Consider the following 26,554-nt stretch of genomic DNA (forward strand, 5'->3'; position numbering starts at 1 on the left):
TTTAAAACGCGCAAAATTTAACGAACAAGCCCTATAAATGGCTTAAAGGATTGAAAATCGAAAATCTGTGGAATGAGGTCGTCTGAATGACGGATAAAGGAGATATTTAGGGATTTAAGATGTTATTATTTTATTTGTTATATTTTCCGAGAATAATACAGCATTTGTAATAAATAACAATATCAATTTGACTATTTCTGAAGTTTTAGGATAAAGGAAGCGAATCAAGTTATGGCGTAAATTCCTAAAATAGTGGGACATAGATAGAATGGAGGTAGGTTTTCAGACGACCTTTGTCGTATAGATGGGTTAAATTCGGTAGGATGCGGCTGTGCTTGCCTGATTCCGTACCCAAGCCGTTTTGTTTTACTATACAATCATATTGCTGCCGACTGCTTGTTTGCTGCAGTCTGCATCGGCATACGGATAGTGCGAACGCTGTTTGCGTTTTGGAAAATGCGGCAAGATATTTATTTGCCAGTATTTTTTAAGCATCGGCTGAAGCCTGTATCGGTTTGTCCCAGGTCGTCTGAAATTCCGAAAAAGAAAATTCATGTCAAACACCCCATTCTTCAAAACCGACTGCCCGAGCTGCGGCGCGCCTGTTGAGGCGCATTCCGCGACAGCCGTTACGCTGGTGTGCGGCTACTGCAACAGCATGCTGGTGCGGCAGGATGACAGTATCGTCGATTCCGGACGCGATTCCGCTTTGTTGGAAGATTTCAGCCCGCTTCAAATCGGCACGACAGGGACATACGTTACCCGCCCATTTACCTTGGTCGGACGGCTTCAGGTGCAATACGACGACGGCGTGTGGAACGAATGGTATGCGCTGTTTGATGACGGGCAAACCGGTTGGCTGTCTGAATCCGGAGACCTGTATTCCATGACGCGCTTGGTCGAGACGACTGAAGTGGTACCGAAGTTTCACGATGTCGTGCCGGGCGGTTGCAATTTCAATTTCCAAAATAAAAACTTTGTTCCGTCGGATAAACGTGAAATCAGCCTCAGAAAATCGGCGGCGCAGGGCGAATTGCCGTTTAAGCTGACTGAAGATACGACAAGCAAAGTCATAGACTGGCGACACGCCGGTCTTTTCCTGACGATAGATTACGGCGAGGATCCTCCCGAAATCTATTACGGCAGTATGGTCGGTTTAAATGAACTGAAGCTGCAAAATACCCGTACCGACGACCAAATCCGTGAAACAGCAGGTCGTCTGAAAGGCAGCCATCATTCGGAAAATTGTCCGAATTGCGGATCGTCCGTCCATTGGTTGAGCGGTGTCACCGATTTTCTGATTTGCCCGAGCTGCGGCAGCGAATTGGAAGTCGGCAAACAAAAAGCGCGGCTGATTACTGCCAACGCCATGCGTGTGTCGCAGGATAAACTGTTTACCCTGCCTATTGGCAAGCAAGGTCGTCTGAATAACAATGATTATTTTGTGATGGGTGCGGTCAGGTATTCCGAGCTGGATCCCGATGCGACTTATGAATATATGTTTGAAGGCAAACGGCGGATACTGACGCCGGTCGGTTGGTGGGTCGAATACCTGCTTTACAATCCGCAGAAAGGCTTTGCGTGGTTGGTCGAATCGTCCGACGGCGAGTGGAGCCAATCCGAAACTCAAAATAACTGGCCACGTTTAAACAGCGCCCGCAAACCGCAAGGTTGTGATGAACTTTATTCCTACGGCGGCAAAGTCGAAGTCGCTGCCGGCGCGTTTTATTGGCATATCCGTTCGGGTGATTTGGCGTATTACACCGACTACCAAGTCGGCAGCAACAGCAAACTGTGTGCCGAGCTGACCGAACACGAGCTGGCATGGAGTAAAAGCACGCGCACTACCTACGGCAAAGTTGCCGGCGCTTTCGGTTTGCAGGCGGAAGCGCCCAGATACACGGCAAAAATGAACGCAGACGGGGTCGATAACCAATTGCGGTTTGTCATGATCGCCATCTTGGTTGTCGTCAACCTTCCTGCGCTGCTGACCGACGGCAACTCTGCCTCATTTACCGTCATCTTTATAGGAACTTGGTTGTTGTGGACTATGGGCAAAGAAGACGAGGACGAGGATTAACATGTCGAGAGCCACTTACATCATTTTCAGCACCATTATCATCATCATCTCCATGATCATCAGCTACGGCTCTTCCGAATCCGACGGCTCGCGTATGCATTCCGGCGGCTATTACGGCGGCGGAGGTTTCTCCGGAGGCCATAAATGACCCATATCCCCGGCAATCACGGTCTTTTAGATTTATATGGCTGTGATGAAGCTGTCTTGAAAGACGAAGGTCGTCTGAAAACCGTCCTCAAAGCCGCTGCCCAAGCCGCAGAAGCCACCGTTCTCGCCGAACGTTTCCACACCTTTGGCGGTGCAGGCGGCATTACCGGCATCTTATTGCTCGCCGAATCCCACATCAGCATCCACACTTGGCCGGAACACCGCTTCGCCGCCATAGACGCATTTATCTGCGGCGGCATGAAGTTGGAAAAAGTGAAGGAAGTATTGTGCAGGGAATTGGCGGCGGAACGGGCCGTTTGGACAGTTGCGCAACGTGGCGAAGGAATACTGGACGATACGCAGCCGCCAATAGAACAATAAAACCTGTAAAGGTCGTCTGAAACATGAACTGCACCCCAAAAGTTGGACATCCCCTCCAACTCACAAGGTGCAGTTTTTTTATGAGCAAATATACATTACACTTCAAATACCAAGCCGTACTCCACTACCTGCATATACGCAGCCAACAGCGTACCGCAGACCACTACGGCATTTCCCGAACCCACCTGAGACGATGGATACGCGCCCATCAGGAAGGTGGTATCGGCGCACTCGAACGTCCCCAATCCAAAACCATGACCGAACACCGCAAAAACCCCTTCATCGCCGACAAACCCGACCATGAAAAAACACAGGCAGAGCTTATCGAAGAGTTGTGCTATATGCGCGCAGAGGCCGCCTACCTAAAGGAGTTAAAAGCCCTCAGCCAAAAGCAGACCGAAAAGGACAAAGCCAAACCGTCCAAGCACTGAGGGCGCAACACCCGCTCAAATACCTGCTGCATATCGCAAACCTGCCCAAAAGCAGCTTTTACTACCACCACCAAGACCGACCCGACCCCGATGAAGCCGACAAAGCCCTCCTTATCGAAACCTACCGGCGGCACAAAGGACGCTACGGGCAAAGGCGCATTGCCGCAGCATTGGATTGGAACCGCAAAAAAGCAGCTCGGTTAATGAAACAGATGGGGCTGAAAGCCAAAATACGGGCGAAAAAAGCCTACCGCCATCCCGCCATGGGCGAAATATCGGAACACCTCCTCAAACGCCGGTTCACAGCCCGAAAGCCCAACGAAAAATGGCTGACAGACGTGACCGAACTCAAAGGAAAGGACGGCAAACTGTACCTCTCGCCAATCTTGGACTTGTTCAACCGGGAAATCGTCGCCTACGCCATGAGCCGCAGAGCCGACAGTGAAATGGTGAAGGAAATGCTCGAAAAAGCCGCACCCAGTCTAACCGGCGAAGGAACGATGCTGCATTCCGACCAAGGCGTGCTGTACCGTACGGCGGGGTATAGGGAATTACTTGCCCAACATTCCATGGTTCAAAGCATGTCGCGAAAGGCGAACTGTTGGGACAATGCGCCGATGGAAAGCTTCTTTGCGGTGTTGAAGACGGAGTGTTTCTATAACGCAGGTGAATTGACGGTAGATGAATTGATGAAGCAGATAGATGACTATATGGATTACTACAACCGGGAGCGTTGCAGTTTGAAATTGAAAAAGCTGAGTCCTGTCGCATACAGAACCCAGCTTGCACAGAGCGCCTGAATAGGCTTTTATGAGTGTCCAAGATTTGGGGGCCAGTTCAACAGGCTCAATCTGTTTTCAGACGACCTCATTTTAAAATCCCAAAAATATCCTCACTAAGAACATCAAGGAACCAAAATGCACTTACGCACTTCCATCATCCTCTTTTTATCCGTGCTCTCTTTAGGCGCGTGTATCAGCAACCCAAGTTCGGCACCCACCAGTTCTTCATCATCAACACCCATCAACCCATTCGTCAAAGACTACATCTATTATTTCGAGCATCTCGACGAAGCCAAAGCTAAAAACGAACAATGTTTGAAAGACGGCGTGTTTAAAAAGGTGGGCGTTGATATGGAAAACGCCGATGAACGACAAATGATTGCGGAGTATCCCGACGATATTTTGATGCTCAATCCCGGCAACACCGAATTATCCCCCTGTTTCGCCGCATGGACGGCAAACAATGCTGCAGAACCGTTGCGCAAATGGCAGGAGGAAAATGCGAAAAAAGAAGCGACTAATCAAAAATTTGAAAAGCAGGTCAGCCAGTTCAAAGCCGAATGGGAAAAGAAATACGCCAATGAAGATTGGAACACATTCTATCCCGAGGCTTTGCGTAAAGAATCTGTTCAAGCGCGGAATAGAAAAAACCGATTGGAAGATCGGGCCAAAAGAGAAGCCATCGACCGCATTTTTGTCGATAAGGCAGAGCCGTTCTTGAATGAATTGAAAACAAAAAACATTGAAACATTGGCCCAAGAAATTCCACAAAGCTGTCGTAAGGGAGCTTGGGACCTTATTCCTTCGTGTAAAGCCTATTATCATGTTTTAAAGGATAAATTCTCAGAAAAAACATTATCCGAATTGGCGGGTATGGAAAAACAATATAAAGGTGCCAAGCATTTGTCTGCTCCCGTTTTGTCAGCTGCCTACCGTTCTGCGGTGGAGGGAAATTCAAAAAGAATGGATAAAGCATTAATGCTGGACTATCGCAAACTCAATACCGAATATATGCAATGTACTAAAAAAATCGGCGGTAAAATAGCAGCAACACCGTTCCAGATGGATAAAACCGGAGATTACACCTTTTCCTTTTATTCAGAACTTTATCCAGAATGCGTCATTACGAATCAAGTCATGGAAAGGTTGGAGCTGCCATCCAATTTAAGTAAGGTTGTTGACAGAGAAGTATGGATGAAGTTAGGCAAACACATCTGGGAAACGGAAGCAAACCACGAAAAAGAATACGAGCAGTTGGAAAAAACGCCTGAGGTCGCACAAACCAAAACAATCTTGGCTCAGAAATACGCCCAAACACCTTGGCAAAATTTCACTTGGCAAAATTTCATAAGTACCGTAGAAAAAGACTATCCGACGACTATAGCAGACATTTTCTCGGGTACGAAAGAGGAACAGAAGCAGAAACAAAAGCAGCATCAGATAATGGTCATAGCATTGAACCAGGTGTTTACTGACAAAATCCAGCCTCTCGTGGATGAATTGGCGAAAAAAAGCATCGATCAACTGATTGCCGAAATACCTGCCAGCTGTCGCGATGAAAGAAAAATAGATTGGTTAGCAGATAGTCAATGTGATGCATATTCCCGCGCTCTCTCAAAAAAATTTCAGAATCAGACGTTAGAAGAGCTTTCCGCTTCAAAAGATAAATATGAAAATAAAGATGAAGAGGGGCTTTCACGGGTTTATACAGCCTACTCTTTGGCATTGCATGAAAAAGAGAGAAAACAATACCTTGAACTGAGCAATGATAATACCAAGCGAGAAGCGGCATATAGGCAATGTATCAAAAATATCAGTGGAATCATCGAAAAATCATATATTTCAGAAGAGGATAGTGCTTCTTCGTATGCTAGGCGGGCGCCGGGATGTCTAGCGTTTAGCTCTGGTCTTCCAGTTGAAGAGTCACGTTTCGACTACTTTACTGAAACGCTGCTTAATAAAAAACGTTTCAAACAAGCATCCGCAGTCAAACAAAATTGATGGAAACATTTCATCAAAAGGTCGTCTGAAACCGTCTTTACGTTTTCAGACGACCCCATTTTTAAATTTTAAAAATATCCTGACCAAGGAACTAACAATGCACTTACGCACTTCTGCCATCCTCGCTTTATCCGCCCTCTCGTTAGGCGCGTGTATCAGTCAGCCAAATTCGGCCCCCATCACGCCTCCCGTCAAAGACCGCGTGTATTATTTCCAGCATCTCGACGAAGCCAAAGCTAAAAAAGAACAATGTTTGAAAGACGACGTGTTTAAGAAGGCGGGCGTTGATATAGAAAACGCCGATGGACGACAAATGATTGCGGCGTATCCCGACGATCTTTTGATGTTGAACCCTGACAACACTGAGTTATTACCCTGTTTCTCCGCATGGACGGCTGTTGACTCCGCAGAACCGCTTCATGAATGGCAGAAAGAAAATGCGGAAAAAGAAGCGCTTAATCAAAAAATTGAAAAGCAAGCCATGCAATTCAAAACCGAATGGGAAAAGAAATATGCCGATGAAGATTGGAACACATTCTATTCCAAGGCTTTACATCAAGAATCCGTCCACTCCATAACTGCCGACAGTTCGTTGGAAGAACAGGCTAAAAGAGAAGCCATAGACCGCATCTTTGCTGATAAGGCGGCGCCGCTTTTGAATGAATTGAAAACAAAAAATATCGAAACACTGACCAAAGAAATCCCGCAAAGCTGCCAGAAGGAAGCTTGGGATCATATTCCTTTGTGTAACGCTTATTATTATGTTTTAAAAGAGAAATTCTCAGAAAAGACATTATTTGAACTTGTGCATATAGAATTAGGATATAGCGACGGCAGGCACATTCCTACGCCCATCTTGACAGCCGCCTACCGCGCCGCCACAGAGGCAGATTGGAAGAACATTGAGAAGACATTAATGTTGGACCATGGCAAACTCGAGGCTGAATACAGAAGATGCTTTAAACAACTTAAGGATAAAGTTGCAGTAACCCAAGTTGACGAATCCGAATACGAAGACTCTTCCTACTATTATGTGTTTGCTCCAGAATGCGCCATTGCGAATCGGGTCATGGAGCAGTTGGAGCTGCCTATAAATTTAAGCAAGGCTGTTGACAGAGAAATTCTGATAAAACAGATCAAACAAAATTTGAAAAAGAAAGAGGGGGAACGGCCAGAATGGGAGCGGCTGGAAAAATCACCTGAAGTTGCAAAAATCAAAGAAATTTTGGCGCAGAAATATGCCCAAATACCTTGGCAAGACTTCGAAAGTATCATGAAAGAAGACCATTCGCGCATGGTAACTGATGCATTGGGTACGGAAGAGAGGGAGCCGGTATTAATTGACATCGCATTGGGACAGGTACTTGCTGACAAAACCAAGTCTCTAGAGGAAGAGTTGCAGAAAAAAAGTATCGATGAATTGATTGCGGAAGAAGCAGAGCATTGTAGTGGTGGTAAGGCATCAATAAACTGGGTAAAAGGCGTATCGTGCCAGATACATATCCGTGTGCTCTTTAAAAAATTTCAGGATCAGACTGTAGAAGAGCTCTCGATTTCAGAGGCCAAATATGAAGAAGAGTTTCCAAGAATTGGGATGTTTTACAGGTTAGTATTGCAGGAGAAAAAGCAAAAACAGTACAGCGAGTGGATGAAAGACAATGCCAAACGAGAAGCGGTATATAGACAATGTCTCAAAAATATCAGTGGCATCATTCAAGAATCAGACGTTTCAGAAGAGGATAATGGATTTTCGTATGTTTCGCGGGATCCGGTATGTAAAAACATCAAAGGGGCTGTGTTTTTTGATGGGAAACGAATTGATTTTTTCATTGATACCCTGCTTAATAAAAAACGTTTCCAACAAGCATCCTCAGTCAAACAAAATTGATGGAAACATTTCATCAAAAGGTCGTCTGAAACCGTCTTGATGTTTTCAGACGACCTGTCAGAACCATAAACCGACATTCAACTCCATGCCGACACGCCGTCAATTTCTCAGTTACACCGCCGCGCTTGCCGCCGCGTCCTCTTTCTCTTGGCTGACTTACCAACGTCTCAACCGCAAACCGCCGGTTTCCGTCAACCGCGTCGGGCTGCCGTTGGGGCATTTGTTGCGCGATGGGAAATTACTCAGCCTGCCGAGCCGCCGTTACGAATGCAATACGCTGATACTCGGCGGCGGCGCGGCGGGGTTGGGGGCGTTGTGGTATTTGGCGAAACACGGTCATCGTGATGTATTGTTGGCGGAAGGGTTCGAACGAAACGGCAATAATGCCGCCTACGCCGCTTCAGACGGCCTGCAAGCGCCGAGCGGCGCGCATTATCTTGCGTTGCCGTCGAAAGAGAGCGCGTATGTGCGCGAGATGCTGGCGGATTTTGGTATCTTGCAATCGGACGGTAGGTTCAGGGAAACTGATTTGGTTTACGCGCCCGAGTCGCGCCTTTTGTATCAGGATAAATGGCAGGAACACCTGTTGCCGAAAGAAGATGCGGATTCCAAACGTTTTTTTGATTTAATCGGTCGTCTGAAACAGGCTTACGGCAGCGACGGCAAAAAGATTTTCGCCATTCCGATAGCCCTGTCATCGGCGGACGAAACGTGGCGCAAACTCGATAGCCTGACGTTTAAACAATGGCTTACGCAAGAAGGCTACACCTCGCCCGAACTCTTGTGGTATCTCGATTACTGCTGCCGCGACGATTACGGGCAGGGCATAGCGCAAGTATCCGCCTTTGCCGGACTGCATTACTTCTCTGCCCGAAACAGCGCGGAAACCGTCCTGACCTGGCCCGAAGGTTTGGCGCACCTTTCCGAAAGCTTGCGCCGCCATGCCGGTTTGCAGGAAGGTTGGCAATGGTCGTCTGAAAACCGCATCCGCCTAGACAAACCCGCTTCCGTCAACGCATCCGCCGTCAAAATCAAACTGCTTTCAGACGACCGTATTGAAGTTTGGCTGCGTGACAATTCAAGCGGCGAAACCGTCGCCCTGACCGCGCAACACGTTATCTCCGCCATGCCGTTGATGGTCGCCGCCCGCATCGTCGAAAATCCCGCGCAATACGGTTTGAACATTCCCGAATACGCCCCGTGGTTGGTCGCCAATTTCGAGCTGCACAGCTTCCCGAAAGAAAAAAGCAACAGCGAAACGGCGTGGGATAACGTCATCTACGGCAGCCAGGGGCTCGGCTACGTCGTCGCCACCAACCAGCTCATCCGCGTCGCCCGCCCCGAACGCACCATCTTCACCGCCTACGCCGCGCTTAACCACGACACCCCGCAAGCCGTCCGCCGCCAACTGCTCGAAGCCTCCGACGAAGAACTGCGCGACTTGGCCGCCAAAGATTTGATCGCCGCCTACGGAGAGAGCTTCTGGCAACACGTTTCCCACGTTGATGTTACGGTACGCGGACACGGCATGAGCGTACCGAAAGTCGGTTATCTGAACGACGAATCTTTGTTAAAAATCAGAAACCGCGCGTCAGGATTGCTGTTTGCCCACAGCGATTTAAGTGGCTATTCGGTATTCGAAGAAGCCTTGTATTGGGGCGTGGAAGCGGCGAGGAAGGTGTTGGAACGGAGGGATGGTTGAGTTTTATGTTGGTTGGATTATTTTTCGTCTCGCCTAGCGCGGATGCCAAATAATCAGTGCTATAATCCCGCTTCGTTTGAATATTTAAATCTCAAAGGAAACCGTATGAAATCTCTGAGTTTTTCCCTGATGCTTGCTTTGGGCTTGGGCAGCACCGCTTTTGCTTATGCGGAAAAAAATTTGCCCTTGAATGAAACGGGCTGCATCGACCAACCTATGAAGGTCAAACGCGGCGAGGTGTACAGCTTTAAAGTGACGGAAGACAATGGTTTGATGCTTTCATTCGCGCCCGTCAGCCCTAATGTGGTCGTGAAAGACCCGAAAGGCAAACGCGTTGCTTTGGAAGTGGGCGCGGACGGCGATACGCCTGAAGACCGCTTCAGCTTTGCCGAAATCAACCAAAAAGGACGCTACACCATCCGCTTCCCGCGCGCGGGCAAGATTGATTCTTTGTGCGTCAACGCAGCCAATTAGGATAAACGTCAAGCCGAACCATGCTTGAGCGGGTTTGGCCGCAGCAAGGGAAAAGGTCGTCTGAAAACAGTTACCCAAAACTGTTTTCAGACGACCTTTTTATAGTGGATTAACTTTAAACCAGTGCGGCGTTGCCTCGCTTTGCCGCACTATAGTGGATTATAGTGGATTAACTTTAAACCAGTACGGCGTTGCCTCGCCTTGCCGTACTATCTGTACTGTCTGCGGCTTCGTCGCCTTGTCCTGATTTAGTTAATCCACTATATCGTTGAGGCAAAGCCGGAAGCGGTTTATTCGGCTGATTCTCCAATAATCAATACCGCATTGCTGCCGCCGAAGGCGAAAGACGAGCTGGCGGCGATACGTTTTTCAGACGGCCATACGCTGTTGCCGTAGGTCAGGGCGATGGCGGGCAGTTCGGGGTCGGGGATGCCGTCCCACTGTTGCGGCGGCAGTTTGCCCTGCGGGTTGCAGCCGCGGTCGGCGATGCCCCAGGCGAATGCGGCTTCGATGGCCCCGGCGGCGCCGAGCGTGTGTCCGGTTTGCGGCTTGGTCGAAGTACAGAAGGTTTGGCTGCCGAATACGTCGGCGACGGCGCGGCTTTCCATGCTGTCGTTGTGTTTCGTGCCGGTGCCGTGCAGATTAATCCAGCCGATGTCCTGCGGCTGCAAACCGGCATTGTTCAGCGCTGCCTGAAAAGACTGCGCCGCCCCCAAACCGTCGGGGCGGGGCGAGGACATATGATAAGCGTCGCTGCTTGCGCCGTAGCCCAACAGCTGCATCGTGCCGCCGAAATCGGCATCGCGGGTCATGACGAAGGCTGAGGCGGCTTCGCCAATATTGATACCGTTGCGGTTAGCGGAAAACGGGTTGGCGAGGTCGTCTGAAAGCACTTCCAGCGAAGCGAAACCGTTGATGGTCAACGGCGAGAGGGTATCGACACCGCCACAAATGACCGCGTCGCACAAACCCGCACGCAACAGCCGAGCCGCGCTGATTAAGGCGCGCGCGCCCGATGTGCAGGCGGTGGAAACGGCGTAACACAGACCGTGAATGCCGTAAACGTGTGCAACAAATTCCGAAGGCGATGCCATTTCGTGTTGAAGCTGGTTGAATGGTTTGTCCGTCCAGCTGCCGCCGTCGGCAACGTGTTGGAACAAGGGCATATTTTCATCTGCGCCGCTGGTGGATGTACCCATGATGACGGCGGTCCGCGCTGCGCCGTAACGGCGGACGGCGGCATGGATGTCGTCTTCAATCTGTTCCAACGCGTGCCACAGCAGTTGGTTGTTGCGGCTGCGGTATGCGGCGGGCAGATTGTCGGGCAGCGGGCGCAGCGTTTCGCTTACCGCGCCGAATGCGAAGTTTTTGCCTTTGACCCATTGGTCGGAAAACGTCAGCGGCGAAGTTTCAGACGGCGCCAGCAGCGCGTCGATATGGGTTTGCAGGCCGCTGCCGAGCGCGCTGGTTACGGCGGGGCGGCTGAGGTAAACAGGGGATTTCATTATTCTTCTTCTTTGATCGGGCTGACGGTCCAACGGGTTTTGTCGGGGAAGGCAATCACGAAACGTCCGTTATCTTGTGCGACGCACCATAAATCTTGTTCTTTATAACGGAATACCGCGCCGTTGCCGTCAGGGCAGAATGTGTTGTGTTCGGATGTTTTTTGTTCCACTTCGGGATACAGCTCGGCGGCGCGGTCGGCGGCAAGCAGCGGCAGCAGCGCGGCAAACAGGCGGCGCGAAGCGGAATTGGGCATGATGAAGCCGTCGTTTTTCCAGCCTTTTGTGCTGACAAACTGGCGCGATACGGGCGCACCCAGTGCGTCGGTCTGCACAAAGCGTATGCCCTCCGGCAACTGTTCAACCGCCAGCAGGCTGGTTTGGGCGGCATTGCCCGAAGCATCGGTCTGCTCAAGCTTGAACCACAAACCCGATTGCTCAAGCGTCGGCAGAGTTTGCGGATGAGGCAGGGAAGGGGAAAGGGCGCAGGCACTAAGGGTCAGCGCAGCAAGGGCTAGGCTTGGAAATCGCATGGGGTTCCTTTGTCGGTGCGGAGTAAGGAAGTATTGTAACCGATGTCGGACAGTATTTCAGACGACCTTTTCAGGGGTCGTCTGAAAATGTATAGTGGATTAAATTTAAATCAGGACAAGGCGACGAAGCCGCAGACAGTACAGATAGTACGGCAAGGCAACGCCTACTGGTTTAAAGTTAATCCACTATAAAACAGCTTGCCCCAGTGGACAACGATTGGCGCACTGGGGCGGAAGCGGTTGCGAGAGGGCGTCGGTTGCCCCTTTATTCGATTTTCAGGTCGCCGACCAAAGCCGCCAGTGTGGACAGGCGTTGTTCGGATTTTGCCACGAACGGATTCTCGGTATCCCATGCGTAGCCTGCCAAAATGGAAGAAATCATGCGGCTGATTTCAGGGCTGCGGTTGGGCGCGTACACGACGTTTTGGAAGCGGAAATCGTACCAGCCGTCGACGTAGGTGCGGAACGCGTTCACACCGATCATCAGCGGTTTGGCAAATTCGGCATCCCAGTCTACCGCACCGCCTTCAAGCTGTTTTGCCAACAGGTCGGCGGCGAGTTTGGCGGAGTGCAGCGCGATGGTTACGCCTGATGAGAACACGGGGTCGAGGAACTCGGCGGCATTGCCCAACAGCGCGAAATGTTTGCCGTGCAGCGATTTGACGTTGGCGGAATAGCCTTGGATGGAGCGGAACGGGAAGTCGTTTTCCCAGACGGCTTTGTCCAGAATTTCTTTCAGCATCGGGCATTCGTAGACAAATTTTTTCAACACCGTTTCCGATTCGCCCGCGAGTACGTCGGGCGTGCCGACTACGCCGATGGAGCAGCGGTTGTCGCCGAAGGGAATCAGCCAAATCCACACGTCGCGGTGTTGCGGGTGGGTGGTAATCAGGATTTTGCTGCGGTCGAATTTCGGGTTGGTGATGTTGTCGTCGATATGCGTGAAATGCGCTTGACGCGGCGGCAGGTGCGACGGTGTTTCCAAGTCCAGCAGGCGCGGCAGCACGCGGCCGTAGCCGCTGGCGTCCAATACGAATTTCGCGGTCAGCTCGTAGCTCTCGCCCGTGTCGGCTTCCACGCTCAAACGGGCAAAGTCGCCGCTGTTGTCGAACGCGGTCACGCCGTGTCCGAAACGTACTTCTACGCCTTGTTTGGCGGCTTCGTCAATCAGGATTTTGTCGAAAATACCGCGGCGCACTTGGTAAACCGTGCCGGGGCCGTCTGAAAATTTATCGGTAAAATCAAATTCGGTATAACGGCTGCCCCATGAAAACGCCGCGCCGTTTTTAAACTGAAAGCTGGGTTCGGCGTGTACGGCGTCGGCAAAACCGGCTTCTTCCAGCATTTCCATGCAGTGCGGCAGCAGGCTTTCGCCGATGACGAAGCGCGGGAAGTGCTGTTTTTCCAACACGCAGACTTTATAACCTTTTTTGTGAAGCAGGGCGGATGCTACCGAGCCTGCAGGACCTGCGCCGATGACGGCGACGTCGAATTGAGGTGCGGACATTTAAATATACTTTCAAAACATAACAAAATAAAACGGTGGCTATTTTACTCCTTAATAGACATATCTGAAATGAATTTTAAATGCAACATTATGACTCAAATGAAATGGTTGCATAAACGACAACAGCCCTATATCAGGATAGGGCGGATTGCGGCTTGGAATGGATGGTTTTGTTGTCAATTTGTCTGATATAGTGGATTAACTTTAAACCAGTACGGCAGTACGGCGTTGCCTCGCCTTAGCTCAAAGAGAACGATTCTCTAAGGTGCTGAAGCACCAAGTGAATCGGTTCCGTACTATCTGTACTGTCTGCGGCTTCGTCGCCTTGTCCTGATTTTTGTTAATCCACTATAAAAAAGGTCGTCTGAAAACCTTGAATCAAGGTTTTCAGACGACCTCTTGCCGTTTTTCAATTAATCACTCCTCTGCCTTCGGCTCGGGAACGTCAAACACCTGACGCAGGTAGGCGAGGAAGGTGTTGTTGGTGGTCATCGTTTTGCCCGGGGAGTCGGAGAGTTTGGCGACGGACTGACCGTTGCACTCGACAAGTTTCAAAACGATGTTCAGCGGGGTATGACCCATGTCGTTGGTAAGGTTTGTGCCGATACCAAAGCTGGTTTTGAAACGGTCTTTGAAATATTGGTGCAACGCCCATGAGCGTTCGATGTCCAGACCGTCGGAGAAGGTCAGCATTTTGGTGCGGCTGTCGATTTTGAGTTTTTTATAGTGCGCATGCGCTTTGTCGCCCCATACATAAGGGTCGCCGCTGTCGTGGCGCAGACCGTCGAAAAGTTTAGCGAAATAGAGATCGAAGTCGCGCAGGAAGGCGTCCATGCCGACCACGTCGGTCAGTGCGATACCGAGGTCGCCGCGGTATTCGTGTACCCAACTTTCGAGGGCGGCTTTTTGGAAATTGCGCAGGCGTACGTCAAGGGCTTGGAAGGCTTGGAGGAACTCGTGTGCCATTGTGCCGATGGGGGTGATGCCGATTTTTTTGGCGAGATAAACGTTGCTGGTACCGCGCACGATGTCGGGGGCGGCTTCAAGCAGGGTGCGGATGACGTGTTCCTGCCAGTCGAGGGTGTAGCGGCGGCGGGTGCCGAAGTCGGAGATGAGGAACGGCGGATCGTCGGGGTTTTGCGCGGCGGAGATTTCTTTGAGGCGTTGCGCTTTGGCTTGGAGGCGGCGTTCGCCTTCTTCGATGACGGCGGGGGTTTCGAGACGGCGGAAGTAGAGTTCGTTGACGATGGCGAGGATGAAGATTTCAAAGAACATCGCCTGAATCATGGGGCCTTCGATGCGGATATTCAGACGACCTTCTAAATCGGGGCTGACTTTGACGAAGCGGCGTTGAAGCTGGAAGAGTTCGAGATAGTCGACAAAGTCGCTTTTGATGAAGCGCAGGCTGCGCAGGTAGTCGAGTTCGTCGTGGGTGAAGCGCAGTTGGCAGAGCGCGTCGAGTTCTCGTTCCAAGTCGCTTTGGATGTCGGCAAGCGGGTAAACCATGTCTTTGTTGCGACAGCGGAACTCATAAAGGCTGTGGGTTTGGGGGAATTGGTGCAGTATCACCTGAAGCATGGTGAACTTGTACAGGTCGGTGTCGAGCAGGGAGCGGATAACGGGCGTTTGAGGTGCGGTCATGGCTTTTCTCTCGTTCAGCGTAAATGTAAAGCATTATTAGAACACGGTTAGACGGGCGGGTGTTACTTTTTTTGAATGGGTAAATGCTGAAAAGGTCGTCTGAAAATCTTTCAGACGACCTTTTTCTTCATATAAAACCGATATCAATTATTTGTCCATAACGATTTTGGCTGTCTGTTCGTCAGGCGAGGGTTCGTATTGTGTGGATTCGTCGCCGTAATACAGTACGCCGAGTTTGATGGGGATGCGGCCTTGCGATTTGCGGTGGGCGTTGGAGTCGCGCAGGGAGTAGGCGCAGCCGCAGTATTCTTGTTGGTAGAAGTGTTCGCGTTTGCTGATTTCGATCATGCGCGCGCTGCCGCCGCCTTTGCGCCAGTTGAAATCCCAATAGACGACGTCGTCGTAGGGTGCGGCGGCGCGGTGGCCGCAGTCGTTGATTTGCGCCATGTTTTTCCAGCGGGAAATGCCCAGCGAGCTGGTGAAGACGGGGAAGCCGTTTTCGTGGGCGTATTGGGCGGCTTTTTCGAAACGCATGTCGAAACACATGGTGCAGCGGATGCCGCGTTCGGGTTCGAATTCCATGCCTTTGGCTTTGGCAAACCATTCTTTGCGGTCGTTTTCGTAGTCGTCGTCTTTGTCGATGAAGGGGATGCCGAATTTGTCGGCGAAGCGCATGTTTTCTTCTTTGCGCAACATGTATTCTTTGAGCGGGTGGATGTTGGGGTTGTAGAAGTAGATGGTGTAGTCGATGCCGCTGGCGAGCATGGCTTCCATCACTTCGCCGCTGCACGGGGCGCAGCAGGAATGCAAGAGGACTTTTTTATTGCCGCCGGGCGGGACGAGGACGGGGCGGTTGATGTCGGTAACGATGGGGCTGTTTTTGTCGTTCATGATTGGGGTGTTCCGTTTTGGTGTTTCAGACGACCTCTTGGGTTTTATGGGTCGTCTGAAAATGGTTGTGGTATGGTTATTCGATGGGTTTGTTTTGTTTTTTGGCTGCTTTGCCGTCTTTGGGATCGGGTGGCGGCGGCTCGGCGAAGATGGTTTCGGGGTTGGGGTGTGCGGCAAATTCTTGCAGCAGTTTTTGGTAGTCTTGGGACTGTTTCATCAGCTCGGCTGCGGCGGTTCGCAGGTTGTCCACGTCTTCGGGCGGGAGGTAGAAGCTGGTGGGAATGTTTAACACTTTGTCACGCAACGCGGACGGCGGCAGGTCTTTGAGGTTGAGGCTGACGAAGGAGAAGCTGATTCCGTCGCCGCTTTGTTGGTTGGCTTCGTTACGTTGATCGACAAAGGCGCGGAAGCGGCGCAGGGATTCTTGGGTGTATTGGTCGATGGGGATGTTGACGATGGCGGTAACGACGTCGCGGAATCCGGGTACGGCTGCGGTTTTGTCCATATTGCTGCTGATTTGGTTTTGGGCGTTGACGCTGATGACGACGATGTGGCGCAGGTTGCGGCTGCGGATTTGTTGTTCCAACACTTTGTCGGGATAGATTTCGGTCATGTCCAAAAGGTTGCGCATGCCGAGGTTGTCGGTCAGCCCGCCGTCTATCAGGTGGATGTAAGGGCGGGTTTTGCTGTCGCTGTATTTGTTGAACCTGTTTTTAAACTCTTGATAAGTGGCGTTTTGCTGCTTTTGGGACTCAAGGCCGGTCATTTGCAGCTGCGGCGGCAGGATGTAGCCGCAGTTGCCGCCGTTGTTGTTGAGGGTAATCGGAGCGAACACCATAGGCACGGAGCTAGAGGCGGCAACGGCGCGGGCAAGGCGCAAACCGCCCAAGTCGAGACACATGGGGTCGAAGTATTCTTGCGTGAAGTTCAGGCGTTCGCCCGCGCCCATGTCGGTGGCGGAAATGATGGCGAACGGGCCTTTGCCGTATTTTTCCAAATCGCGGAAGGTGGCTTTACCGAAAAGGTGGTTTTCAAACTGCTCCTGCAAGAGGTCGCCGCGTCCGTATTCGGGCGAGGCAAGGCGGGGCAGGTTGGTCATGGAGAAGGCTTGTTTGACGACTTGGCGTTGGAAGTTTTGGTGAAGGAAACGCTTGTAAAACATGGGGATGGTTTCTTCGCCTTTGAGCGCGAAGTAGGCGGCGAGGACGGAGCCGCCGGATACGCCGACCACCAAATCGACATTGGACATCAGCGATTTGCTTTTGCCGCCGATGGTAACTTTTTGCTGCTGAAGCTGTTCCAACACGCCGTAGCCCAACGCCGCCGCGCGCGTGCCGCCGCCGGAGAGCATCAGGATGATGAAGGTGTCGTCTTCTTCGCGCCGAAACTGGCTGGTTTCAAAACGATAGCCTTGGTTCATATCAATTTTATTGATGGTGGCGACAGGCTGATACTTGACCAGCGAGCAGGCAGACAGCGCGGCCAAAGTAAAGGCGGTCAGGACGGTTTTGAACGAGCGTTTCGGCATGGAAGTTCGGCTGTGAAACAAAAGAGCTTGATTATAATGGATTAAATCGGTTTTCGATACCTGCCGGCAGGTTAAGGGCATGCCGCAGCGTAGATTGAAAGGTTTTCAGACGACCTTGGTTCATTCCGCAATCGGACAGGTCGTCTGAAAAATAAAATCAGGTTTAAGGTTTGTCCGCCTTGTCTCCGATTTTGCCTTCTTTGCCTTGAAGCAGGTTTTGGATATTGCTTTTATGGCGGTACAACACCAGCACGGCGATGACGACGGTCGCCCAAGCCCAAGAAGGGTAAGGCATCAGCCAAAAGGCGACGAGTGGCGCGGCTACGGTGGCAGCGAGTGCGGCGAGCGAGGACACTTTAAAGCCGAACGCCATCACCAGCCAAATCGCCGCGCAAACCAAAGCCATTGCGGGAGAAAGCGCCAGCAATACGCCCAAAGCAGTTGCCACACCCTTGCCGCCTTTAAAGCCGAAAAACAGCGGCCACATATGTCCGACCAGTGCAGCTACGGCAACTGCGGCTATGGCGATGTCCGACAGATTCAAAGCATCTTGCAGACAGCGTGCCAAAATCACCGCCACCAAACCTTTGAGCGCGTCGCCCAGCAAAGTCAGCGCCGCCGCTTTTTTCTTGCCGCTGCGCAAAACATTGGTCGCGCCAGGGTTGCCCGAGCCGTAAGTGCGCGGATCGTCCATGCCGTAATATTTGGAAACAATGACGGCAAACGACAGCGAACCGATTAAATAAGCCGCGATAACGGCGGATACATTGAACATTTCAGATGCTTTACTTAAAATGGGACGCTCATTTTATCAAAAAAACAGGCAGGCAAATGGACAAAATCTTTTTACGCGGCATGAAGGCGGACACCTTAATCGGCGTGTACGACTGGGAACGCGAACGCCCCCAAACCCTGATTTTGGATTTGGACATCGGCATCCCCGAACAAAGCGGCCAAGACGACCACATCGGCAATACCGTCCACTACGGCGAAGTCTGCGAAGCCGTCAGGGCAAGCCTTGCCGAACAAAGTTTCCTTTTGCTCGAATCATTGGCGGAACACATCGCCAAGCTGATTCTCGACAATTTCAGCGCGTTGAGTGTACGCGTCAGAATCATCAAGCCCGGCATCCTGCCCGATGTCAAAGAAGTCGGCATTGAAATCGAACGCAGCAAGGTTTAAAAACGACAAAATCGTTTTGGCAAAACCCGCTTCGCTCGTTTCAGACGACCTTCTTGACACAATAAGGTCGTCTGAAACCCATTCCCGATTTTCAGACAACCCCGTACCACACTTTAATAAAGAGAACACGCAAATGGATTTGAAAGAAACCAAACTCAGCAGCGAATCAATTTACCAAGGCTCATTTGTTACCATCAACCGCGACAAAGTCCGCCTGCCCAACGGCAACGAAAGCCAGCGCATCGTCATCCGCCATCCTGGCGCGGCCTGCGTTTTGGCGGTTACCGAAGAGGGCAAAGCCGTACTCGTGCGCCAATGGCGTTACGCCGCAGACGCTGCCACGCTCGAGCTGCCCGCCGGCAAACTCGATGCAGGCGAAGACCCCGCCGAATGCGCCCTGCGCGAGCTGGCGGAAGAAACCCCGTACACCGCCGACCGCGTCAAACTCATCAGCAGCTTCTACACTGCCATCGGCTTCTGCGACGAAAAAATGTACTTCTACCAAGCAGAAGGCGTGCGCCTCGGCAGCACTCTGAGCAACGACGAAGACGAAATCACCGAAACCGTCCTGATGAGCAAGGAAGAAGCCCGCACCGCTTTGGCACACAACGAAATCAAAGACGGCAAAACCCTAATCGGCCTGCAATATTGGCTGATGCAGGATTGATGTGAAAAGGATGTAAAAAGGTCGTCTGAAAAGCAGGTTGCACGTTTTCAGACGACCTTTCTGCAAACCGGCTGTATAGCAATACCCATAAAACCGACGGATTTCAAATCCGCCTTATATAGTGGATTAAATTTAAATCAGGACAAGGCGACGAAGCCGCAGACAGTACAGATAGTACGGAACCGATTCACTTGGTGCTTCAGCACCTTAGAGAATCGTTCTCTTTGAGCTAAGGCGAGGCAACGCCGTACTGGTTTAAAGTTAATCCACTATAAAACAAAGAGAATAGAGAACGTTATGAATAAGCCGCATCATTCGCATGCCGCCCCTTTGCTGGTCGTCGGCTGCGTCGTTTTCGGATTGGGCAGCTTGATTGTCAAATTTGTCGAAGTCGGCTCTTACGCCATCGCATTTTGGCGGCTGGCGATAGCGGCGGTGATTTTTTGGCTGCTGTCTCGACTCTTCGGGCAAAAACTGCCCAAAAGCAGAAAAGCCATCTACACCGCCATGCTCTCCGGCGTGTTTTTGGCATTCGACCTGTCGCTGTGGCATGAAAGCATACACGCCGTCGGCCCCGGTATTTCCACCTTGCTCAACAGCTTGCAGATATTTTTCCTCTCCGCTATCGGTTTCTTCTTTTTTGGCGAACGTTTGAGCAAACCGCAAATGTTCAGCCTCATTCTCGCCATCAGCGGCGTCGCCCTTATCGGCAGCCCTGAGTTCGGACACAACGGCAACGCCGTCTGGGGCTTTATCAGCGGCATCACTTCGGGCGGGATGCTCGCATTGTCTATGGTGTGTATCCACAAAACCCACCAAATCGAGAAAACCTCCCTGTTCCCGATGATGATGATTTTGAGCTTTGGCGGCGTGTTATCCCTCATCATCCCGTCCATATTGTTTGACAGCCACGCCCTCTATCCCGCCACCATGCGCGATATCGGACTGGTATTGATTTACGGCGCAGTGATGCAGTGTTTCGCATGGGGCATGATAGCCTACGCCATTCCCTTATTGTCATTCTCGCTGACCGGACTGCTGCTGCTCTCCGAGCCTGTCGCCGCTTTGTTGATAGACTATTTTTGGTTGGATAAACCGATTAACGCCCACCAATGGAGCGGCGCCGTGTTGACCCTGATTGCTATTTACTTAGGGCGTGCCAACGAGAAAAATGCTTGATGTTGCCTTGCCGGCACAAACGGATGCAATGCCTTGCTGTTATTCGAGTAGGTACATTCAATAGATTTTCAGACGACCTTTTCCCCATCCCAGATTCTGCAAAAGCAAAAACACCGAAGACCAATTAATCTTCGGTGTTTTTTAATAGGGTGGCGAGCCAGACCCCCGGCACTGACGCATCGGAGTGGGCTGCTGGCTTCCGCCCCTGACCCGGTGTTCCGAATTACCATGCGGGGAGACCCGCCGTAAGAGAGTGGCATTATAACTGTTTTACGGGAAAACTCAAGCGCGACGGCGTCGAAGGTCGTCTGAAAAGTCTTTTTACCTTTAAATTGTCAACAATATTTGCTTTTTGAAAATTATTCCTATTGAAACATTTTTCGCCTTTTCCGTTGAAAAACATCGGAATTTAAACTACATTATCGCTTTTCCAACGAGTTGTTCTGATTGTTTTGAAAATCATTTTATAGTGGATTAACTTTAAACCAGGACGGCGTTGCCTCGCCTTAGCTCAAAGAGAACGATTCTCTAAGGTGCTGAAGCACCAAGTGAATCGGTTCCGTACTATCTGTACTGTTTGCGGCTTCGTCGCCTTGTCCTGATTTAAAGTTAATCCACTATAACTTCGTTGAAGTTGCGCTTTCAGACGACCTTTTCATAAAAATACGGCGAAATCATGCCGCAGCTTTCCGCAGTTTCGCCGTACCAATAATCATACGGACACACCGCCACCATGACCACGACTACCGCCCCGCAGCGTATTCGGGAAATTCCCTACAACTATACTTCCTACACCGACCGTGAAATCGTCATCCGCCTGTTGGGCGATGAGGCGTGGCAGATTCTGCAGGACTTGCGCGGACAGCGCAGGACGGGGCGTTCGGCGCGGATGCTGTTTGAAGTGTTGGGTGATATTTGGGTGGTCGTGCGCAATCCGTATCTGGTCGATGATTTGCTGGAGCATCCGAAACGCCGCGCCGCGTTGGTGCGTGAAATGCACCACCGTTTGAACGAAATCCGCAAACGCCGCGATGACAATCCGCAAGTCGATGTGTTGATCGCTGCGGCGGAAAAGGCGGTCGAACGTTTTGACGGCAGCTTTGACGAAACGCGCCAAAAGCGGCGGCAGATTTTGGAGCGTTTGAGCAAAATCACCAAGCCGCACAATATTATGTTTGACGGGCTGGCGCGGGTAACGCACGTTACCGATGCGACCGACTGGCGCGTCGAATATCCGTTTGTCGTCGTCAATCCCGATACGGAGGCGGAAGTCGCGCCTTTGGTGCGCGCCTTAATCGAGCTGGATTTGGTCATTATCCCGCGCGGCGGCGGCACGGGTTATACCGGCGGCGCCGTGCCTTTGGATGCAAACAGCGCGGTCATCAATACGGAAAAGCTGGACAAGCATCGCGGCGTCGAATTTGTCGAACTGGCGGGTTTGGACGGCAAATATCCGATTATCCATTGCGGCGCGGGCGTGGTTACGCGGCGGGTGGAAGAAACCGCGCATCAGGCGGGTTTGGTGTTCGCCGTCGATCCGACTTCCGCCGATGCGTCCTGCGTGGGCGGCAATGTAGCGATGAACGCGGGCGGCAAAAAAGCCGTGCTGTGGGGGACGGCGTTGGACAACCTCGCCTACTGGCAGATGGTCAACCCGCAGGGCGAATGGCTGCGCATCGAGCGCGTGCGCCACAATTTCGGCAAAATCCACGACGAAGAAACCGCCGTGTTCGACGTTCACACGCTGGATTCAGACGGCCTCAATATCGTTAAAACCGAACGCTTGGAAATCCCCGGCCACAAATTCCGCAAAGTCGGTTTGGGCAAAGACGTTACCGACAAATTCTTGAGCGGCCTGCCCGGCGTGCAGAAAGAAGGCACGGATGGCATCATCACCAGCGTCGCCTTCGTGTTACATAAAATGCCGAAATACACGCGCACCGTGTGTATGGAGTTTTTCGGCACGGTCGCTACTGCTACACCTTCTATCGTCGAAATCCGCGATTTCCTGCTCGCCCACGACAGCGTGCGGCTGGCGGGTTTGGAACATTTGGACTGGCGTTATGTCCGTGCCGTCGGCTACGCCACCAAAGCGGCAGGTAAGGGGCGGCCGAAAATGGTCTTGCTGGCGGACGTGGTTTCAGACGACGAAGCCGCCGTAGAGGCAGCCGCCGAACACATCTGCGAACTTGCCCGCGCCCGCGACGGCGAAGGCTTTATCGCCGTGTCGCCCGAAGCGCGCAAAACCTTCTGGCTCGACCGCAGCCGCACCGCCGCCATCGCCAAGCACACCAACGCCTTTAAAATCAACGAAGACGTGGTGATTCCGCTGGAACGGCTGGGCGAGTATTCGGACGGTATCGAACGCATCAACATCGAGCTTTCCATCCAAAACAAACTCACCCTCTGCGCCGCATTGGAGCAATATCTTTCCGGCAAACTCCCCATCGACAAAATGGGCACGGATCTGCCGACTGCCGAACTTTTGGGCGAACGCGGCAAACACGCCCTTGCCCACGTTTCCGCCGTCAAAGCGCGTTGGGACTGGTTGCTCGCTAATCTGGATACGCCGCTTGCCGACTACAAAGCCCGCTACGGCGCAACCGTCCATGCCGCGCCCGAAGCCAAAGACGACGAGAGCTGTTTCACCGCATTCCGCGACTTCCGCCTGCGCGTGTCCGTCAAAGAAGACGTAATGAAACCGCTCGCCGAAATCTTCAGCGGCAAAACTGACACCAAAATCATCGAAGGTTTGGGCAAAATCCACGCCAAAACCGTGCGCGGCAGAGTCTTCGTTGCCCTGCACATGCACGCCGGCGACGGCAATGTCCACACCAATATCCCCGTCAATTCAGACGACGCCCAAATGCTTCAGACGGCCTACCGTTCGGTCGAGCGCATCATGAAACTCGCCCGCTCGCTCGGCGGCGTGATTTCCGGCGAACACGGCATCGGCATCACCAAGCTCGAATTTCTGACCGATGAAGATTTGCAGCCGTTTTGGGACTACAAAAACCAAGTCGATCCCAAGCACACCTTCAACCGTCACAAACTGATGAAAGGTTCGGACTTACGCAACGCCTACACGCCGTCCTTCGAGCTTTTGGGCGCGGAATCGCTGATTATGGAAAAATCAGACCTCGGCACCATCGCCGATTCCGTCAAAGACTGCCTGCGCTGCGGCAAATGCAAACCCGTCTGCTCCACCCATGTTCCGCGCGCCAACCTGCTGTACAGTCCGCGCAACAAAATCCTCGGCGTGGGGCTGTTGACCGAAGCATTCTTATACGAAGAGCAAACCCGCCGCGGCGTTTCCATCAAACACTTTGAAGAACTGATGGACATCGGCGACCACTGCACCGTGTGTCACCGCTGCGTCAAACCCTGCCCCGTCAACATCGACTTCGGCGACGTAACCGTAGCCATCCGCAACTACCTTGCCGATTCCGGCCACAAACGCTTTGCACCCGCCGCATCGATGGGCATGGCATTCCTGAACGCCACCGGTCCGAAAACCATCAAAGCCCTGCGCGCTGCCATGATACAGACCGGTTTCCCTGCGCAGAACTTCGCCTACAAAATCGGCAAACTGCTGCCCGTCGGCACTAAAAAACAAAAAGCCGAACCCAAAGCCACCGTCGGCACCGCTCCGGTCAAAGAACAAATCATCCACTTCATCAACCGTCCTTTGCCCAAAAGCGTGCCTGCCAAAACACCGCGTTCCATGCTCGGCATCGAAGACGACAAAAGCATCCCCATCATCCGCAATCCCGCCGCGCCGGAAGATGCCGAAGCCGTGTTCTACTTCCCCGGCTGCGGTTCCGAACGCCTGTTCAGCCAAATCGGACTCGCCGTTCAAGCCATGCTCTGGCACGTCGGTGTACAAACCGTCCTGCCGCCCGGCTATATGTGTTGCGGCTATCCGCAGGACGCGGGCGGCAACAAGGCAAAAGCCGAGCAGATGAGTACCAACAACCGCGTCGCCTTCCACCGCATGGCGAACACCCTCAACTACCTCGACATCAAAACCGTCGTCGTCAGTTGCGGTACCTGCTACGACCAGCTCGAAAAATACCGCTTCGAAGAAATCTTCCCCGGCTGCCGCATCATCGACATCCACGAATACCTGCTCGAAAAAGGTGTGAAACTGAACGGCGTAAAAGGTCAGCAATACCTCTACCACGACCCCTGCCACACGCCCATCAAAACCATGAACGCCACCCAAATGGCAAGCAGCCTCATGGGGCAGAAAGTCGTCTTAAGCGACCGCTGCTGCGGCGAATCCGGCATGTTCGCCGTCAAACGCCCCGACATCGCCACCCAAGTCAAATTCCGCAAACAGGAAGAAATCGAGAAAAACCTCAAAGAGCTGCCGCAGGGCGAACCCGTCAAAATGCTCACCTCCTGCCCGGCGTGTCTGCAAGGCCTGAGCCGCTACGTCGACGACAACGACATGCCTGCCGACTACATCGTTATCGAAATGGCGAAACATATCCTCGGCGAAAACTGGCTGGACGAGTTTGTGAAAAAAGCCAACAACGGCGGCGTAGAGAAAGTGTTGCTGTAAGGCTTGTATGGTTTTCAGACGACCCCTACGTTTTAAACAGATGAAAACAGTTTGAATGGCACCGTGACGGCTGTACCCTCCAGCCGTCATGGTGCATTTTTATAGTGGATTAACTTTAAACCGGTACGGCATTGCCTCGCCTCGCCTTGCCGTACTATCTGTACTGTCTTCGGCTTCGTCGCCTTGTCCTGATTTAAATTTAATCCACTATAAAACCGATTCAAAGAAAAAGGTCGTCTGAAAACCATGTTTCAGGTTTTCAGACGACCTTTTGTCATACCGGATTGCTTAACGCAGCTCTGTGTGCAGGCGGCTGAGGAGCGTAGAGGCATCGCTGCCTTTGTACGCGCTGCCGTCTTTATTCAAGAGGCTGATGCGTGAACCGCCGTTGACAGGTTCAACGAATACGATGATTTCGGGATAGGCGGCAGGTTTTTCGGCTTTTTTACCTTTGCCCAACATACGGCCGAAGAAGCCCGGTTTTTTCGTGGAAACGGCTTCACTTTCGGTAGGTGCTTGTTGAACCAAGAAAGCGTGGCGTTCCATGTTTTGACCCAAGACGTTCAAGCCGATGCGGTCGAGGGCGAGCGCGGTGCGGCGCCAGTTGCGGCCGTAGTCGCCGGAGACGAGCAGGGTGTTGCCGTCGATTCGAGCCAAATCGTTGCCGCTGCGTTTGGCAACGCTTTGGGTCAGCGCGTTTTCAGCTTGTTGCTGGTCAACGCCCAAGTATTGCATGAAGCGTGCGAGGAAGGCGGCTTCAAGATTTGGGTCGTTGGCGGCAGGCTGCCACATGGTCGTGTCTTTTTTCTTGTCGGCGTAAACTTCTTTCATGCCTTTGTGGGCAAAGAAGATGTCGGTTGTACCGTTTCTGCCTTGTTCGATGCGGATGATGAATTTATCGCGCTCGCTGGTGGAATAGACACCGCCCATACCGACTTTGTCCAGGAGGCGGCGCAGACCGTCTTGCGGGATTTTGGCGCGGTTTTCGGCCCATTCGGTTTCCATTTGACCGATGCCGGGTTCTTCGGATTTGATGTCGAAGCCGTTTTCTTGCCAGAATGCTTTCAACAGAGGCCAAATTTCGGCAGGGGATTTGCCTTGGACTTCAACCCAGCGTTGGTTGCCGTCACGCTCCAAACGGACGCCTTTGACGGATTTGAGGACTTCAGAATTGGCGGCTTGTTGGGTTGCCGATGTGCGGCGGCTCAAATCGCTGGCGCGGACGGCACCGCTGCCGGCGGGTACTTGATAGAGGTTGCCTTGATCGGGATTGTTCAAATCAGGCGGTACTTCTAATTTGACGATTTTTCGGGTCTGGGTTTGGTAATCCAGCTTGGGCAGGTCTTTTTTGTTGCCCGAACAAGCGGTCATACTGATCAGGGCGATTGCTACGACGACAGGTTTCATATAGGTCATATTGGTTTCCTGTGGGATGTGATGGGTTAACGGCAGGTCGTCTGAAAACTTGGAA

General features: G+C 52.0%; 21 protein-coding genes and 1 other RNA gene. 13 read left to right on the plus strand and 9 right to left on the minus strand.

Features of this window, described 5'->3' with window-relative positions; genetic code table 11:
• Positions 1–553: 553 nt before the first annotated feature.
• From AAG834_RS05215 to AAG834_RS05255, 9 genes are all read left to right on the plus strand, one after another.
• The gene (locus AAG834_RS05215) at positions 554–2,080 is read left to right on the plus strand and encodes a DUF4178 domain-containing protein (RefSeq protein ID WP_342031477.1); all 1,527 of its coding nucleotides are present in this window, start codon (positions 554–556) and stop codon (positions 2,078–2,080) included.
• Between the two features lies 1 nt (position 2,081).
• On the plus strand, positions 2,082–2,228 hold the full coding sequence (locus tag AAG834_RS05220; protein ID WP_168166256.1) for a hypothetical protein: 147 nt from the start codon (positions 2,082–2,084) through the stop codon (positions 2,226–2,228).
• Positions 2,225–2,608: an adenosylmethionine decarboxylase gene (gene speD, locus AAG834_RS05225; RefSeq protein WP_342031478.1), complete on the plus strand. Its 384-nt coding sequence runs from the start codon at positions 2,225–2,227 to the stop codon at positions 2,606–2,608. Before AAG834_RS05220 ends, speD begins: the two co-directional genes overlap by 4 nt.
• A gap of 80 nt (positions 2,609–2,688) precedes the next feature.
• Positions 2,689–3,039 carry a helix-turn-helix domain-containing protein gene (locus AAG834_RS05230; RefSeq protein ID WP_342031479.1) on the plus strand — a complete coding sequence of 117 codons (351 nt, stop codon included), beginning with the start codon at positions 2,689–2,691 and terminating at the stop codon, positions 3,037–3,039.
• Positions 2,943–3,839, plus strand: a complete 897-nt coding sequence (locus AAG834_RS05235) for an IS3 family transposase (protein WP_342031480.1) — start codon at positions 2,943–2,945, stop codon at positions 3,837–3,839. The genes AAG834_RS05230 and AAG834_RS05235 overlap by 97 nt, the downstream gene beginning before the upstream one ends.
• Positions 3,840–3,956: 117 nt before the next feature.
• Positions 3,957–5,822, plus strand: coding sequence for a hypothetical protein (locus AAG834_RS05240; protein WP_342031481.1), 1,866 nt, complete (start codon positions 3,957–3,959; stop codon positions 5,820–5,822).
• Positions 5,823–5,919: 97 nt separating this feature from the next.
• A complete protein-coding gene (locus tag AAG834_RS05245) occupies positions 5,920–7,710 on the plus strand; it encodes a hypothetical protein (RefSeq protein WP_342031482.1) in 1,791 nt (596 codons plus the stop codon).
• A gap of 85 nt (positions 7,711–7,795) precedes the next feature.
• The gene (locus AAG834_RS05250; protein ID WP_342031483.1) at positions 7,796–9,412 is read left to right on the plus strand and encodes an NAD(P)-binding protein; all 1,617 of its coding nucleotides are present in this window, start codon (positions 7,796–7,798) and stop codon (positions 9,410–9,412) included.
• 105 nt (positions 9,413–9,517) lie between these two features.
• Positions 9,518–9,886 (plus strand): hypothetical protein, encoded by a 369-nt coding sequence (locus AAG834_RS05255; protein ID WP_003777800.1) that lies wholly within the window; start codon positions 9,518–9,520, stop codon positions 9,884–9,886.
• Between the two features lie 290 nt (positions 9,887–10,176).
• Here the strand turns inward: AAG834_RS05255 and AAG834_RS05265 are convergent, their stop codons facing one another.
• From AAG834_RS05265 to plsY, 7 genes are all read right to left on the minus strand, one after another.
• On the minus strand, positions 10,177–11,391 hold the full coding sequence (locus AAG834_RS05265) for a beta-ketoacyl-ACP synthase (protein ID WP_342031484.1): 1,215 nt from the start codon (positions 11,389–11,391) through the stop codon (positions 10,177–10,179).
• Positions 11,391–11,921, minus strand: a complete 531-nt coding sequence (locus tag AAG834_RS05270; RefSeq protein ID WP_049230594.1) for a hypothetical protein — start codon at positions 11,919–11,921, stop codon at positions 11,391–11,393. Before AAG834_RS05270 ends, AAG834_RS05265 begins: the two co-directional genes overlap by 1 nt.
• A gap of 265 nt (positions 11,922–12,186) precedes the next feature.
• A complete protein-coding gene (locus AAG834_RS05275) occupies positions 12,187–13,428 on the minus strand; it encodes an NAD(P)/FAD-dependent oxidoreductase (protein WP_342031485.1) in 1,242 nt (413 codons plus the stop codon).
• Positions 13,429–13,845: 417 nt separating this feature from the next.
• Positions 13,846–15,069: a nicotinate phosphoribosyltransferase gene (gene pncB / locus AAG834_RS05280; RefSeq protein ID WP_342031486.1), complete on the minus strand. Its 1,224-nt coding sequence runs from the start codon at positions 15,067–15,069 to the stop codon at positions 13,846–13,848.
• Positions 15,070–15,216: 147 nt separating this feature from the next.
• Positions 15,217–15,960: an epoxyqueuosine reductase QueH gene (locus tag AAG834_RS05285; protein WP_342031487.1), complete on the minus strand. Its 744-nt coding sequence runs from the start codon at positions 15,958–15,960 to the stop codon at positions 15,217–15,219.
• Positions 15,961–16,036: 76 nt separating this feature from the next.
• Entirely contained in the window at positions 16,037–17,488 is a 1,452-nt protein-coding gene (locus tag AAG834_RS05290; protein WP_342031488.1) for a patatin-like phospholipase family protein, read from the minus strand.
• Between the two features lie 163 nt (positions 17,489–17,651).
• The gene (plsY, locus tag AAG834_RS05295; protein WP_342031489.1) at positions 17,652–18,263 is read right to left on the minus strand and encodes a glycerol-3-phosphate 1-O-acyltransferase PlsY; all 612 of its coding nucleotides are present in this window, start codon (positions 18,261–18,263) and stop codon (positions 17,652–17,654) included.
• A gap of 56 nt (positions 18,264–18,319) precedes the next feature.
• On the opposite strand from plsY, the gene folB reads away from it, so the two are divergent.
• The 3 genes from folB to AAG834_RS05315 all read left to right on the plus strand — a co-directional run bounded on the left by folB (position 18,320) and on the right by AAG834_RS05315 (position 20,516).
• Complete coding sequence (folB, locus tag AAG834_RS05300) at positions 18,320–18,670, plus strand: dihydroneopterin aldolase (protein WP_342031490.1); 351 nt, start codon at positions 18,320–18,322, stop codon at positions 18,668–18,670.
• A gap of 133 nt (positions 18,671–18,803) precedes the next feature.
• A complete protein-coding gene (locus AAG834_RS05305) occupies positions 18,804–19,337 on the plus strand; it encodes an NUDIX hydrolase (RefSeq protein ID WP_342031512.1) in 534 nt (177 codons plus the stop codon).
• Between the two features lie 297 nt (positions 19,338–19,634).
• Entirely contained in the window at positions 19,635–20,516 is an 882-nt protein-coding gene (locus AAG834_RS05315; protein WP_070514773.1) for a DMT family transporter, read from the plus strand.
• 148 nt (positions 20,517–20,664) lie between these two features.
• Here AAG834_RS05315 and ffs read toward each other — a convergent pair.
• Positions 20,665–20,761: signal recognition particle sRNA small type (ffs, locus tag AAG834_RS05320), an RNA gene on the minus strand.
• 488 nt (positions 20,762–21,249) lie between these two features.
• Here ffs and AAG834_RS05330 point away from each other — a divergent pair.
• The gene (locus AAG834_RS05330; protein ID WP_342031491.1) at positions 21,250–25,083 is read left to right on the plus strand and encodes an FAD/FMN-binding oxidoreductase; all 3,834 of its coding nucleotides are present in this window, start codon (positions 21,250–21,252) and stop codon (positions 25,081–25,083) included.
• Positions 25,084–25,371: 288 nt separating this feature from the next.
• On the opposite strand, the gene bamC is transcribed toward AAG834_RS05330, so the two are convergent.
• Positions 25,372–26,499, minus strand: coding sequence for an outer membrane protein assembly factor BamC (gene bamC, locus AAG834_RS05335; protein WP_070514779.1), 1,128 nt, complete (start codon positions 26,497–26,499; stop codon positions 25,372–25,374).
• Between the last annotated feature and the right edge of the window lie 55 nt (positions 26,500–26,554).

It is taken from the genome of Neisseria sp. Marseille-Q2251 (genome assembly GCF_940793045.1).
In the GTDB taxonomy this organism is placed as follows: Bacteria; Pseudomonadota; Gammaproteobacteria; order Burkholderiales; family Neisseriaceae; genus Neisseria.

Excerpts from the sequence above, each read along its gene's own strand:
- AAG834_RS05245 (WP_342031482.1), top strand. The coding sequence starts at position 5,920 with ATGCACTTACGCACTTCTGCCATCCTCGCTTTATCCGCCCTCTCGTTA.
- AAG834_RS05275 (WP_342031485.1), bottom strand. The coding sequence starts at position 13,428 with ATGTCCGCACCTCAATTCGACGTCGCCGTCATCGGCGCAGGTCCTGCA.
- AAG834_RS05270 (WP_049230594.1), bottom strand. The coding sequence starts at position 11,921 with ATGCGATTTCCAAGCCTAGCCCTTGCTGCGCTGACCCTTAGTGCCTGC.
- AAG834_RS05290 (WP_342031488.1), bottom strand. The coding sequence starts at position 17,488 with ATGCCGAAACGCTCGTTCAAAACCGTCCTGACCGCCTTTACTTTGGCC.
- plsY (WP_342031489.1), bottom strand. The coding sequence starts at position 18,263 with ATGTTCAATGTATCCGCCGTTATCGCGGCTTATTTAATCGGTTCGCTG.
- AAG834_RS05240 (WP_342031481.1), top strand. The coding sequence starts at position 3,957 with ATGCACTTACGCACTTCCATCATCCTCTTTTTATCCGTGCTCTCTTTA.
- folB (WP_342031490.1), top strand. The coding sequence starts at position 18,320 with ATGGACAAAATCTTTTTACGCGGCATGAAGGCGGACACCTTAATCGGC.
- AAG834_RS05255 (WP_003777800.1), top strand. The coding sequence starts at position 9,518 with ATGAAATCTCTGAGTTTTTCCCTGATGCTTGCTTTGGGCTTGGGCAGC.
- AAG834_RS05330 (WP_342031491.1), top strand. The coding sequence starts at position 21,250 with ATGACCACGACTACCGCCCCGCAGCGTATTCGGGAAATTCCCTACAAC.
- speD (WP_342031478.1), top strand. The coding sequence starts at position 2,225 with ATGACCCATATCCCCGGCAATCACGGTCTTTTAGATTTATATGGCTGT.
- AAG834_RS05315 (WP_070514773.1), top strand. The coding sequence starts at position 19,635 with ATGAATAAGCCGCATCATTCGCATGCCGCCCCTTTGCTGGTCGTCGGC.
- AAG834_RS05220 (WP_168166256.1), top strand. The coding sequence starts at position 2,082 with ATGTCGAGAGCCACTTACATCATTTTCAGCACCATTATCATCATCATC.
- bamC (WP_070514779.1), bottom strand. The coding sequence starts at position 26,499 with ATGACCTATATGAAACCTGTCGTCGTAGCAATCGCCCTGATCAGTATG.
- AAG834_RS05215 (WP_342031477.1), top strand. The coding sequence starts at position 554 with ATGTCAAACACCCCATTCTTCAAAACCGACTGCCCGAGCTGCGGCGCG.
- AAG834_RS05265 (WP_342031484.1), bottom strand. The coding sequence starts at position 11,391 with ATGAAATCCCCTGTTTACCTCAGCCGCCCCGCCGTAACCAGCGCGCTC.
- AAG834_RS05305 (WP_342031512.1), top strand. The coding sequence starts at position 18,804 with ATGGATTTGAAAGAAACCAAACTCAGCAGCGAATCAATTTACCAAGGC.
- AAG834_RS05250 (WP_342031483.1), top strand. The coding sequence starts at position 7,796 with ATGCCGACACGCCGTCAATTTCTCAGTTACACCGCCGCGCTTGCCGCC.
- pncB (WP_342031486.1), bottom strand. The coding sequence starts at position 15,069 with ATGACCGCACCTCAAACGCCCGTTATCCGCTCCCTGCTCGACACCGAC.
- AAG834_RS05285 (WP_342031487.1), bottom strand. The coding sequence starts at position 15,960 with ATGAACGACAAAAACAGCCCCATCGTTACCGACATCAACCGCCCCGTC.
- AAG834_RS05230 (WP_342031479.1), top strand. The coding sequence starts at position 2,689 with ATGAGCAAATATACATTACACTTCAAATACCAAGCCGTACTCCACTAC.